The organism is Pseudonocardia hydrocarbonoxydans, from assembly GCF_006539565.1.
GTDB classification, from domain to species: domain Bacteria; phylum Actinomycetota; class Actinomycetes; order Mycobacteriales; family Pseudonocardiaceae; genus Pseudonocardia; species Pseudonocardia hydrocarbonoxydans.
On sequence record NZ_BJNG01000016.1, the window covers coordinates 214,890 to 226,967 of the forward strand.

Here is a 12,078-nt window from a genome sequence, read left to right on the forward strand (position 1 = left end):
TGGGTGGCGGTCATGTCCCACTCTCCGCGATCATCGTCGCGGATCCGGCTCCGGTGATGCGTATCGGTGAGCAGAGCAGCTCTGCGCACCCGGCCGCATCACCGCCGGCCCGACCAGTAGGCGTGGTGGGCGTCGTGGAGCAACAGGAACGCCCCCTGGACCACGATGCCGGCGCTCGCCCCCGCCGGGCCCGGCCGTCCGCGCCGCCACCGCCACAGCGCCGCGCCACCCGCGACGTAGCCCGCGTCGAGGGCCACGTTGAGCAGCAGCACCCGGCGCAGCTTCCGTCCCTCGGCGGCGATCGCGTCAGGGGCGTACGGGTCGGGCACTCGCGCCATCCGGCGGGCCTTGAGTCGGCCGGCGACCACGACGACGGCCAGGTCCACCGCGCCCCAGCCCGCGTTCTGCCACCCGAACGCCGTGGCGAACGGGCCGCGCCGGGCCGCGGCCAGCCCCAGCCCGGCGACAACGCTCGCCACGCCCCACACGGAGGTGGAGCGGGCGAGCGCCTCCTGACGGGCCCAGGGATCACCCACGGAGCAGGTCCGCGGCCTTCTCGCCGACCATCATGCAAGTGATGTTGGGGTTGATCGCCGGCAGGAACGGCAGGATCGACGCGTCCGCCACCCGCAGCCCCTCCACCCCGCGTACCCGCAGCTGCGGGTCCACCACCGCCGCCGGGTCGGAGTCCGGACCCATCTTCGCCGTGCACGCCGGGTGGTAGACGGTGTTGTGGGTCTTCGTGATGTAGTCGACCAGGTCGTCGTCGGTGACGGCCTCGGGCCCGGGCGTCAGCTCCCGGGTGATCCACTCCTTCAGCGAGGGCTGCTCGGCGATCCGCCGCGCCAGCTTCACCCCGTGCAGCATCACCGCCATGTCGTGGCCCTCGGGGTCGGTGAAGTACCGCGGGTCGACCCGCGCCCGGTCGCGGAAGTCGCGCGTCCGCAGCCGGACCGTGCCGCGCGAGCGACCGCGCGTCACGTTGGGCGTCAGGCAGAAACCGTTGTCGGTGGTCGGGTAGCCCCAGCGCACGGTGTTGAGGTCGAAGGGCACCGAGCCGTAGTGCATCATCAGGTCCGGCCGGTCCAGGCCGGGCTGCGTGCGGGTGAACAGCCCGATCTCCCACCACTGCGTGGAGCGGGTGACCATCGGCCGCGCGGCCTCCCACATCACCAGCCCCTCGACGTGGTCGTCCAGGTTGGCCCCGACGCCCGGCGCGTCGACCAGCACGTCGATGCCGAACTCGCGCAGGTGCTCCCCCGGCCCGATGCCCGAGAGCATGAGCAGCTTCGGGGTGTCGATCGCGCCCGCGGAGAGGATCACCTCGCGCCGGGCCGTCACGGTGCGCCGTCCGGGGCCGATGTCCTGCTGGTACTCCACCCCCGTGGCCCGCCTGCCGTGTCCGTCCTCCTGGCCGAACAGCACCCGGGACGCCCACGCCCCGGTGAGCACCGACAGGTTCGTGCGGGTGTCCAGGATCGGGTGCAGGTAGCTCACCGACGCCGACGCGCGGGTGCCGTCGGGGAACCGGTTGACCTGGAAGAACCCGGCCCCCTCCGTGACGGTGGTGCCCTCGTTGAACCGCACCGTCGGCATCCCGACGGCCGCCGCCGCCGCCAGGACGGCCGCCCCGCACGGGTCGTCGGGCGGGATCTGCATGAGGTTGACGGGCCCGGAGCGCCCGTGCCCGTCCCACTCGCCGTCGTTGGTCTCCAGGCGGGCGATCAGCGGCCAGCACTCGTCAGCCGACCAGCCGTCGCACCCGTTCGCCGCCCACTCGTCGAGGTCCTCGCGCGGGGTCCAGAACGCGATGCACGAGTTGTGCGACGAGCAGCCGCCCAGCACCTTGGCCCGGGCGTGGCGCAGGAACGAGTTGCCGTGCTCCTGCGGCTCGACGAGGTAGTCCCAGTCGTATCCGGAGTCCAGCAGCGCCATCCAGTCGGTCAGGCGCAGGATCGCCGGGTCGTCGACGTCCGACGGGCCCGCCTCCAGCAGCGCGACGGTGACCGACGGGTCCTCCGAGAGCCGGGCCGCGAGCGCGCAGCCCGAGGACCCGCCGCCGACGATCACGTAGTCGTAGCTGTCGGTCACGGGGCCTGCTCCAGGTTCTTCGCCATGTGCTCGGGCAAGGTGCCGACCTCGTGCCGGCCGCGGGCGAGGTACCAGGTCAGCCCGATCAGGATGACGGCTCCGATGAAGATCGGCGCGATGAAGCTGAGCACCCCGGCGCCGTAGACGTCCTCGCGCGGCCAGGCCGGGTTGACCGCCATCGCGGCACCCCAGACCACGGCGAGGATGTTCACCGGCATACCCCAGCGGCCGAGCGAGAAGTAGCCGTCGGTGCCCGCGTCCGGCCCGGGCCACTCCCCTTTCAGGCGCTTGCGCAGCATCGGCACCGTCACCAGCAGGTACGCGATGTAGATCATGAGCATCGGCAGGGTCGCGCGTCGCCCGCCGCTGTGCCGATGATCCGTTCGCTGACGCCCGCTCATGCCTGACCTCCCCGGAACCAGCCCGCGGGTTCGGGCGCGGTGTTGTGCCAGACGTGCTTGTGCTCCTGGTACTCGGCCAGACCGGTCGGTCCCAGCTCCCGGCCGTTGCCGGAGGACTTCATCCCGCCCCACTCCGCCGCGGGGACGTAGGGGTGGTAGTCGTTGATCCACACCGTGCCGTGGCGCAGCGCGCCCGCCACGCGGTGCGCGCGGGCCATGTCGGTGGTCCACACGGCCCCGGCGAGGCCGTACTCGGTGTCGTTGCCCAGCGCGATCGCCTCGTCCTCGGTGCGGAAGGACTCGACGGTGAGGATCGGCCCGAACGTCTCCTCCCGGATCACCCGCATGTCGCGGGTGACGTCGGCGAGCACGGTCGGGCGGTAGAAGAAGCCGTCCTTGAGCTCGGGCTCGTCGGGCCGCCGGCCGCCCGCGACGAGGCGCGCGCCGTCGGCCAGGGCGTCGGCGACGAACGCCTCGATCTTGTCGCGCTGCGCGGCGGAGACCAGCGGCCCGGACTCGGTGCCCTCGACGAGCCCGCCGCCCAGCCTGATCAGCTCGGCGCGGCGGCCGATCTCGGCCACCAGCTCGTCGTGCACCGACTCCTCGACGATCAGCCGCGCCCCCGCCGAGCACACCTGCCCGGCGTGCAGGAACACCGCGGTGAGCGCCCAGTCGGCGGCGAGGTCGAGCGGGGTGTCGGCGAAGACGATGTTGGGGTTCTTGCCGCCGAGCTCCACGGCGACGCGCTTCACCGTGGCCGCGCTCGCGCGGATGATGGCCTGCCCGGTGGCCAGGCCGCCGGTGAACGACACCATGTCGACCGCCGGGTGCTCGGTGAGCGGGGCGCCCACGTCGCGCCCGTTGCCCAGCACGATGTTGACGACGCCCGGCGGCACCCCGGCCTCCTCGCACAGGCGCACGAGCAGCACGCTGGTCAACGGGGTGACCTCACTGGGCTTGATCACGCAGGTGTTGCCGGCGGCCAGCGCGGGCGCGAGCTTCCAGGACAGCTGCAGCAGCGGGTAGTTCCAGGGCGTGATCAGCACGCAGACGCCGACCGGCTCGTGCACCACGCGGGAGAGCACGTGCGCCTTGCCGACGTCGACGACCCGGCCGGGCTCCTTGTCGGCGAGGTCGGCGTAGTAGCGGAACACGGCGGTGACGTCGTCGACGTCGATGCGCGACTCGGTGATCGTCTTGCCTGTGTCGAGGGTCTCGGTGCGGGCGATCGACTCCTTGTCGCGCACCAGCAGGTCGGCGATCCGGCGCAGCAGCGCGCCCCGCTCGGGGGCCGGAGTACCGCGCCACGGGCCGGCGTCGAAGGCGGTGCGCGCGGCGGCGACCGCGCGCGCCACGTCGTCGGAGCCCGCCTGGCCGACCGTCTCGACCACGCTCCCGTCGAACGGGTTGACCACGTCGTCGGTACCGCCGGAGCCGGCGGTCCACTGTCCGTCGATGAAGAGGCTGTGTCGAAGAGGGCTGGGCACGTCGTAGATCGTCCTCGCCCCGGACGCCACGTCAAGCGCCCTGTTCGGATTGATGCCCATGGTTTCGTCATGAGCAACAGTGCTGGTCGCGATGGGGGCGTCCAGTCGGTCGATCGGGCAATCACGGTGGTCGAGATCCTGGCCCGGCGCGGCGAGGCGGGCGTCAGCGAGGTGGCCGCCGAGATCGACGTGCACAGGTCGACGGCCTTCCAGCTGCTAGGGGCGCGGGCTCGTCGAGCAGGCGGCCGACCGGGGCAAGTACCGGCTCGGCTTCGGCCTAATACTCCAGCCGTAGATCGTGATCTTGCGGCGTGGCGGTCCCGGACGTAGGACGGCCACCGCTTGATGATCGTCCGTTGTGTCGACATCAGATGATCAAGCGGTGGCCGTGGGCCACAGCGTAGAACCAGGCCGGTGGCAGGCCGAGACCGACAGGCTGCTCGATCAGATGGCCGGGCGGTTCGCTCGCGTGGAGACCCGCCGGCGGGCCGGGAAGTTCCTGCTCGGGCTACTGGCCGACCTGCCACGGAAGAACTGCTGGACGATCGCCGAGCACGCCGGTGACCTGGATCCGCATGGCATGCAGCACCTGCTGGGCCGCGCACGCTGGGACACCGACGGTGTCCGCGACGACCTGCGCGACTACGTCACCGGCCAGCTCGCCGACAGCGACGCGGTGCTGGTGGTCGACGAGACCGGCGACCTCAAGAAGGGCACGTGCACGGTCGGGGTGCAACGCCAGTACACCGGCACCGCCGGACGGATCGAGAACGCCCAGGTCGCGGTCTACCTCACCTACGCCGCCGCCCGTGGCCACGCCATGATCGACCGCGAGCTCTACCTCCCGCGCTCCTGGACCACCGACCCAGACCGGTGCGATCGCGCCGGCGTCCCGGACGACATCGAGTTCGCGACCAAGCCCGCGCTTGCCACCGGGATGCTCACGCGGGCGCTGCGGGCTGGGGTCGCGGCCCGGTGGGTGGCCGCTGACGAGGTCTACGGCGCCGACCCCGCCCTGCGCACCGAACTGGAACTCCAGCAGATCGGCTACGTGCTGGCGATTGGCTGCGACCGGCGCGTCCCGACCGGAGCCGGGCTGTTGCGCGCCGACGCGCTCACCGCCGGTTTGCCGCGACATGCCTGGCAGCGAGTCTCGGCTGGTGCCGGTGCGAAGGGGCAGCGGTTCTACGACTGGGCGTTGGTCACCCTCACCCCGCCCGCCGACGCGCCGGACACCGCGTGTTGGTGGCTACTCGTGCGCCGCCACCGCGACACCGGCGAGCTGGCGTTCTACCGTTGCTACAGCCCACACCCGGTGCCGCTGCGCGAGCTGGTCCGCGTCGCCGGCCGCCGCTGGACGGTCGAGGAATCCTTCCAGGCCGCCAAGGGCCTGGCCGGGCTCGATGAGCACCAGGTCCGCCGCTGGACCTCCTGGCAGCGCTGGACCCTGCTGGCCATGCTCGCCCACGCGCTGCTCGCGGTGATCGCCGCGAACGAGCACGCCGACCGGCCCGCCGTCCTCGGGTTGATCGCGCTGACCTGCAACGAGATCCGACGCCTGCTCACCGTGCTGGTCATCGACCCCGCCCGCACCCTCGCCTGCCCACACGCCTGGTCCCACTGGCGACGTCGTCACCAGCACCGAGCCCGAACCAGCCACTACCGGCGACAGCAGACAACCCTGCGACCGTCATAACGATCTACGGCTGGAGTACTAATCCCGCTCGCCGGTGCCGTGTCCGACCGGCTCGACGTCAGCCGCCAGGGCCGCGCCGTCTGCGCCCGCCTGGCGTCGGAGCTGGGTGAGACGATCAGCCTCGCGGTGCTGCAGGGGCACTGGGCGGTGAACGTCGACCAGGCGCTCGGCCCGTCGACGGTCTCCTCGCACAACTGGATCGGCCACCTCACCCCCCCTGCACTGCACCGCGGGCGGCAAGATCCTGCTCGCCCACCTCCCGGAACCCCGCCGCGCCGAGCTGCTCACCGCGTCGGGGATGGAGCGGCTCACCGAGCGGACCGTCACCCTCGCCGGCGCCCTCGAGGCCGAGCTCGCCGAGGTCCGCTCCGCGGGATACGCCGTCGCGGTGGAGGAGTACGAGACCGGCCTCAACGCCGTCGCCGCGCCGGTGCGCGACCGCAGCGGATCGGTGGTCGCCGCCCTGAGCGTCAGCGGCCCGGCCTACCGCTTCGACGAGGACCGCCGGGCGGACCTGACGGTCCCCCTGCTCCGGGGGCGGGCGAGATCTCGCGGAGGATGGGCTGGTACACCGCCTGAGACGCCCGGAACGCCGATCCGGCCGGTGTCCGATCCCGTCCCCGTGGCGCGGTCGTCCGCGGTGACAGGGCCGGGCGGGGTGGTGACACGGCCCGCCGTCGCCCGGCGCCGTAGGGTCGGCCCGGTGTTCGTCGATGATCTCGGGACCGGGGTGGCCGTGCCGGACGCCGTGGGGCGGGTGGTGTCGGTCGTCCCCTCGCTGACCGAGGCCGTGGCCGCCACCGCGCCGGGTCTGCTGGTCGGCGTCACCGACTGGTGCACCCACCCCGGCGACCTCGACGCCGCCCGGATCGGGGGCACCAAGAACCCCGACGTCGACGCGATCGTCGCGCTGCGGCCCGACCTCGTCGTCGCCAACCAGGAGGAGAACCGGGCACCCGACCTCGACGCGCTGCGCGCCGCGGGCGTGCCCGTGTACGTCACCGACATCCGCACGCTCGACGACGCCTTCGGCTCCCTGGCCCGCATGCTCGCCGCCTGCCGGCTCGACCGTCCCGCGTGGCTCGACGAGGCGGAGGCGGCGTGGGTGGCGGTCCCCGTCCCCTCGCGGCGGCGGCGCGCGGTGATCCCGATCTGGCGCCGGCCGTGGATGGCGGTCGGGTCCGACACGTTCACCGGTGCGCTGCTGGCCCGGCTCGGCGTCGACAACGTGCTGGGCGACGACCCGGAGCGCTACCCCCGGTTCGACCCGGCGACCCTGCCCCCGCACGACCTCGCCGTGCTGCCCGACGAGCCCTACCTGTTCACCGCCGACGACGGGCCCGAGGCGTTCCCCGGCGTCCCGTCCGCGCTGGTCAGCGGGCGGTTGCTGACCTGGTACGGCCCGAGCCTCACCGAGGCCGCCCACACCCTCCCCCAGGCCCTGACCCCGCCCCCCTGACCCCGCGAGTCCCCCGTTCTCCGCCCGCGAGTCCCCCGTTTCCCGCACGCGAGTCCCCTGGTTTTGCGCCTGCGAGTCCCCCGCTTCTCGGCGCCCGCGAGTCGCGGCCCGCTGCGCTCGACCCGGTCCGGCGGGTGATCCGCCGTCGGCGACGGATCGCCGCATGATCATCGTCTCGGCGCATTTCCGGCGATCCTCCGCCGCATTCGCGCCGAGACGGTGATCTTGGCGCGGCCGTCGCACCGGACGGAGCTGGGAACGCCGACACGACCCGTAGGCCACGACGGAATCCGGGAGCCACGGGCGGAGGCCCCGCCGCCCGCGGGCACACCCGCCCGACCTGTCGACGCGACTCCCGCGACTCACGGGCGCAGAACCAGGGACTCGCGGCGAAGAACGGGGACTCGCGGATCTAGGCTCGGCGCGTGCTCATCGTCCTCGACCTCCTCGGCGTCGCCGTGTTCGCCGCGTCCGGCGCGCTGGCCGCGGTGCACGCCCGGCTGGACGTGTTCGGGGTCGTGGTGCTGGCCGCCGTCACCGCGCTAGGCGGGGGGATCGTGCGCGACGTGCTGCTCGGTGTCACGCCGCCCTCGACGCTGCGCCAGTGGCCCTACCTCGTGGTCCCGGCGGTGGTGGCGCTGCTGGTGTTCCGGTGGCATCCGGCGGTGACGCGGCTGCGGCGCGGGGTGCAGCTCGCCGACGCGCTCGGGCTGGCGCTGTTCGTCACCACCGGCACCGCGGTGGCGCTGGGCACGGGCGCCCCCGCGATCACCTCCGCGCTGGTCGGGGTGATCACCGGCATCGGTGGCGGGGTGCTGCGGGACCTGCTGCTCAACGAGATCCCGACGGTGCTTCGCCGCGAGATCTACGCCCTCGCCGCGGCCGGGGGTGCCGTGATCGTGGTGGCCGGGGACGCCGCAGGTCTCCCCGAGCTGCCGGTCGCCCTCGTCGCCGCGGGGCTCGTCGCCGGTGTCCGGGTGCTGGCCCTGTGGCGACGCTGGAACGCGCCGGTCGCCTAGGACCCCGCGCCGCCGCCACCGTCGCCGCCCGCGCCCGACGCCGGCACGGTTGCCATTCTCCGCCCGCTGCGCGGCCGCCACGACCGCGGCGACGGCGCCGCCCACCGGGGCCTCCTCGGTGAACGCCGTCTCCACTTTCCGGCGCCGCGCCGCTCGGGCAGCTCGCCGTAGCGGTGCGGGACGACGCGCCCGTCCTCCAGGGTGATCGCGGCGGCCACCACCAGCGTGATCAGCAGCGGGCGGCACGTCGATGCCGACGGAGCCGCGGTCGCGGCCCGTCAGCGGGTCGCGCGGGATCACGAACAACTCCTCGTCAGCGCCGTGCCGGTTCCACGGGGGCCGCCCCGGCGGTGGGCCGGGCCGCACCGGTGGCCAGCAGGCCCACGACCAGCGCCCCGAGCACGACGAACAGCGCGGTGAGGATGCCCGCGTCCTGGGCCAGCAGGCCGATCAGGGGCGGGCCGGCCAGGAACGCGGTGTAGCCCACCGAGCTGACGACCGACACGCGCGCCGCGGCCTTCGCCGGGTCGTCGGCGGCCGCGCTCATCCCGACCGGGAACCCCAGCGACGCGCCCAGCCCCCACAGCAGCGCACCGGCCAGCGCCACCGGCACCGACCCGCCGACGAGCACCAGCAGCAGCCCGACCAGCGCCAGCCCGGCCGCCGCGCGCAGCACCGCGACCCGCCCGTACCGCTCCAGGGCGGACCCCCCGAACGTGCGCCCGACCGTCATCGCGCTGACGAAGACCCCGAACGCGATCGCGCCGACGGTCTCGCTCGCGCCGTAGCCCTCCACCAGCGCGTAGGCGATCCAGTCGTTGGCCGAGCCCTCGGTGAAGGCGAAACCGAGCACGAGCACGCCGATCAGCAGCGTGCGCGGTTCGCGCCAGGCCGCCAGCACGCCGGTGCCGCCCTCGGCCCGCGTCGGCGCGGGCACCGACGGCAGGAAGCCGCGCACGGCCACCGTCATGACGAGCGGGATCAGCACCACGACGCCGAGCACCTGCGCGGCGAGCGGGACGCCGGTGGCCGCGGTGGCCGCGCCGATCCCGGCCCCGACCACGGTGCCGATGCTGAACGCGGCGTGCAGCCGCGGCATGAGGGTGCGGCCGCGGCGCTGCTCGACCTCCGCGCCCGCGACGTTCATCGCGACGTCCCAGACCCCCGTGCCCAGCCCGGTGACGGCGAGGCCGATCGCCGCGGGCAGCACGGACGCGGTGAGCAGGCCCAGCGCGAGCAGCGCGAGGCCGACGGTCTCGGTGAGCGCCGCGACCAGCACCGACCGCCCCGGCCCCAGCCGAGCCACGAGCGGCCCGGCCAGCGGCAGCCCGGCCACCGAGCCCGCCGAGAGGCACAGCAGCATCAGGGCGAGCTGCGCGGTCGTCAGACCGAGGCCGTCGGCGATGGCCGGTGTGCGGCTGATGAACGACGCGAACGCCAACCCGTTGACGGCGAAGGCCACCACCACCGCGTTGCGCGCCCGGCGCAGATCGGTCGTCACCACGAGCTCCCATCGAATCGATTCGATACGCGGGCCAGCGTACGCCCCGGGTACGGTCCGGCGTGCCCTGGTTGCTCGTGCATCTCGTCACCACCGCGGTGCTCACCGGCGTCGGCTGGGTGGTGCAGGTGGTGGTGTACCCGGCGTTCGCGCTGGTCGGGCCCGATCAGTGGCCCGCCTACCACCGGGCGCACCTGCGCCGGATCGGCTGGGTGGTCGGGCCGCCGTGGCTGCTGCAGGGCGTGTCGGCCGGGGCGCTGCTGCTGGCGTCGCCGACCGGGTTCGCCGCCCTCGGGGTGCTCGCCGCGGCGGGCGCCGCGCTGACGGTGCTCGGCGCCGTCCCCGCCCACACCGCGCTCGACGCCGACCGCGACCTGCGCCCGCTGCTGCGCGCGAACCTGGCGCGCACGCTGGTCTGGACCGCCGCCACGGTGCTGGCGGCGGTGCAGCTCGGGCTACCGTGACGCCCGTGAGCGCCCGCCCGACCCTGGCCACGGTGGCCGCCCGCGCCGGGGTGTCACCGTCGACGGCGTCGCTGGCGTTCTCCGGCAGCCCGCGCGTCGCGCCCCCCACCCGCGAGCGGGTCCTCACCGCCGCGGCCGAGCTGGGCTACGCGGGCCCCGACCCGATCGCGGCGTCGCTGCGCCGCGGCCGCAGCGGCGTCATCGGGGCGTTCGTCGGCGAGCGGCTGCTCTACGCCTTCCGCGACCCGGTGGCGATCCAGCTGCTCGACGGGATCACCGAGGTGCTCGGCGCCCACGACGTCGGGCTGCTGCTGCTCGCCGGCGACACCGGCCGGCCGTCGGTCGCCCAGATCGCCCGCATCCCCCTCGACGCCGCGATCTTCGCCACCTGCGGCCTGGAGGACGACCCCGCGCTCGACCTGCTGCTCGCCCGCGGCGTCCCGGTGGTCGCCGTCGAGGGGCCGGTCGTCGACGGGGTGGTGCTCGTCGACGTCGACGACCGCGCAGGCACCGCCGACCTCGCCCGCCACCTGCACGGGCTCGGCCACCGCCGCGTCGAGATCGTCGCCATGCCGCTGCGCCTGGACGGGCGGCGCGGCCCCGTCGACGCCGCCCGGCGCGCCCGCGCGCACTACCGCGACGTGCGGCACCGGCTGGAGGGTGTCGAGGAGGTCTTCGGGCCGGTGCCGGCGTTCGAGACCGCCAGCAACGCCGTCGACGAGGGGGTGCACGCCGGTCGCGTCCTGCTCGACGTCCCGCCCGCCCGACGGCCCACCGCCGTGCTCGCGCAGAGCGACGTGCTCGCCGCCGGCGTGCTCCAGGCCGCCGCGCAGCTGGGCCTGGACGTGCCGGGCGACGTCAGCGTCGCCGGGTTCGACGGCGCCGACCTGCACTGGCTCGGCGCCACCCGCCTCACCACGGTCGTCCAGCCGACCGACGAGAAGGGCCGCCGGGCCGCGCAGGCCGCGATGGACCTCGTCGACGGGACCCGCCCCGCCGACACCGTGCTCCCGGTGGCGCTGCGCATCGGCACCACGACCGGACCACCGGCCCGCTGACCGCTACGAGGCGGGCGTGTGCGGGACGGGGCAGCCCCGCGGGAAGGTGCCGAGCGCGGCCACGTCGTAGCCGTCGGGGTAGCTGCGGACGTTGGGCAGCTGGCGGGCGTACTTCGGCTCCGCCCGCGGCGCCATGCGGCGCACCACCGCGCTGCGCGCCCGCACCGCGGCCCGGGCCGCGCGCTGCTCCCACGCCGGGATGCGGGGGTAGCGGAAGGCGGCGCGCAGGGCGTCGTCCATCAGGCCGTAGGAGAAGCGGGTGACGACCTTCGCGGGCGCGAGGTGGTTGGGTGGGAAGGTCGTGAACAGCGCCAGCGTGGCGTCGGCGACGGCGCGGGCGCCCGGGTCGTAGCCGAAGTGCTCGCGCTCGTAGTCGTCCATGTAGGTCGCGAACTCGCGGTGGGTCTCCGGGATGTCCTTCATCCCCATCAGCGCGCCGAGCTTGCGGTAGTTGTGCGCGGCGGCGATGCGCTCGTGCTCGGAGAGCCGGCGCCACCCCATGTCGTCGATCCACCGGATCGGCACGACGACGAACGTGGACAGGACGTAGAGGAAGTCGGCGTTGGAGATGTCGTACGCGCCGTGCATCTGGTTCATCCGCCGGATCGCCGCACGGCCCTGGGTGCTGTCGTGCCCGTGCTCGAGCACCGCGTCGAGGATCAGGGCGGTGTCGTCGTAGCGCTTCTGGACCCGCTCGGTGAACTCGCCGGTGGACGCCAGGAGCTTCCCGATGCTCGGCACGGCGTAGGTGCGGAACAGCGCGAACGACAGGGCCTGGTTGTAGTCCCACGGGAACTCGTGGGTGGCACTGATGCCGTAGATCTCGACGGCGTCGGCGACCGGGTCGAGCTCCTCGATGCGACGCAGCCAGTGGTGGCGATCCATGCGCGCAGGCTAGGTCG

At 74.1% G+C, this 12,078-nt stretch carries 12 protein-coding genes; 6 read left to right on the plus strand and 6 right to left on the minus strand.

Annotated features, from left to right (window positions below; all coding sequences use genetic code 11):
* Positions 1 to 98: 98 nt before the first annotated feature.
* The 4 genes from PHY01_RS10765 to PHY01_RS10780 form a co-directional block, all read right to left on the minus strand.
* Complete coding sequence (locus PHY01_RS10765; RefSeq protein ID WP_141278428.1) at positions 99 to 536, minus strand: DUF6992 family protein; 438 nt, start codon at positions 534 to 536, stop codon at positions 99 to 101.
* Positions 529 to 2,091: a GMC family oxidoreductase gene (locus tag PHY01_RS10770; protein WP_141278429.1), complete on the minus strand. Its 1,563-nt coding sequence runs from the start codon at positions 2,089 to 2,091 to the stop codon at positions 529 to 531. Before PHY01_RS10770 ends, PHY01_RS10765 begins: the two co-directional genes overlap by 8 nt.
* A complete protein-coding gene (locus PHY01_RS10775) occupies positions 2,088 to 2,426 on the minus strand; it encodes a hypothetical protein (protein WP_141278430.1) in 339 nt (112 codons plus the stop codon). Before PHY01_RS10775 ends, PHY01_RS10770 begins: the two co-directional genes overlap by 4 nt.
* A 62-nt stretch (positions 2,427 to 2,488) precedes the next feature.
* The gene (locus tag PHY01_RS10780; RefSeq protein ID WP_370467280.1) at positions 2,489 to 3,979 is read right to left on the minus strand and encodes an aldehyde dehydrogenase family protein; all 1,491 of its coding nucleotides are present in this window, start codon (positions 3,977 to 3,979) and stop codon (positions 2,489 to 2,491) included.
* 69 nt (positions 3,980 to 4,048) lie between these two features.
* On the opposite strand from PHY01_RS10780, the gene PHY01_RS10785 reads away from it, so the two are divergent.
* The 4 genes from PHY01_RS10785 (at position 4,049) to PHY01_RS10800 (ending at position 8,153) form a co-directional block, all read left to right on the plus strand.
* Positions 4,049 to 4,309: a helix-turn-helix domain-containing protein gene (locus tag PHY01_RS10785; RefSeq protein WP_370467279.1), complete on the plus strand. Its 261-nt coding sequence runs from the start codon at positions 4,049 to 4,051 to the stop codon at positions 4,307 to 4,309.
* Between the two features lie 118 nt (positions 4,310 to 4,427).
* Positions 4,428 to 5,675 (plus strand): IS701 family transposase, encoded by a 1,248-nt coding sequence (locus PHY01_RS10790; protein ID WP_141278432.1) that lies wholly within the window; start codon positions 4,428 to 4,430, stop codon positions 5,673 to 5,675.
* A 217-nt stretch (positions 5,676 to 5,892) separates the two neighbouring features.
* Positions 5,893 to 7,134 carry a helical backbone metal receptor gene (locus tag PHY01_RS28100; RefSeq protein ID WP_307723964.1) on the plus strand — a complete coding sequence of 414 codons (1,242 nt, stop codon included), beginning with the start codon at positions 5,893 to 5,895 and terminating at the stop codon, positions 7,132 to 7,134.
* Between the two features lie 425 nt (positions 7,135 to 7,559).
* The gene (locus PHY01_RS10800) at positions 7,560 to 8,153 is read left to right on the plus strand and encodes a trimeric intracellular cation channel family protein (protein ID WP_141278434.1); all 594 of its coding nucleotides are present in this window, start codon (positions 7,560 to 7,562) and stop codon (positions 8,151 to 8,153) included.
* A 313-nt stretch (positions 8,154 to 8,466) separates the two neighbouring features.
* Here PHY01_RS10800 and PHY01_RS10805 read toward each other — a convergent pair whose 3' ends face one another.
* Positions 8,467 to 9,654: an MFS transporter gene (locus PHY01_RS10805; protein ID WP_218030098.1), complete on the minus strand. Its 1,188-nt coding sequence runs from the start codon at positions 9,652 to 9,654 to the stop codon at positions 8,467 to 8,469.
* Positions 9,655 to 9,716: 62 nt separating this feature from the next.
* Between PHY01_RS10805 and PHY01_RS27520 the strand changes: the two genes are divergently transcribed.
* Together PHY01_RS27520 and PHY01_RS10815 are read left to right on the plus strand one after the other, a co-directional pair.
* Complete coding sequence (locus PHY01_RS27520; protein ID WP_141278436.1) at positions 9,717 to 10,118, plus strand: DUF1772 domain-containing protein; 402 nt, start codon at positions 9,717 to 9,719, stop codon at positions 10,116 to 10,118.
* Between the two features lie 5 nt (positions 10,119 to 10,123).
* The gene (locus PHY01_RS10815; protein WP_141278437.1) at positions 10,124 to 11,176 is read left to right on the plus strand and encodes a LacI family DNA-binding transcriptional regulator; all 1,053 of its coding nucleotides are present in this window, start codon (positions 10,124 to 10,126) and stop codon (positions 11,174 to 11,176) included.
* Positions 11,177 to 11,179: 3 nt separating this feature from the next.
* On the opposite strand, the gene PHY01_RS10820 is transcribed toward PHY01_RS10815, so the two are convergent.
* Complete coding sequence (locus PHY01_RS10820) at positions 11,180 to 12,061, minus strand: oxygenase MpaB family protein (RefSeq protein WP_141278438.1); 882 nt, start codon at positions 12,059 to 12,061, stop codon at positions 11,180 to 11,182.
* Positions 12,062 to 12,078 lie beyond the last annotated feature (17 nt).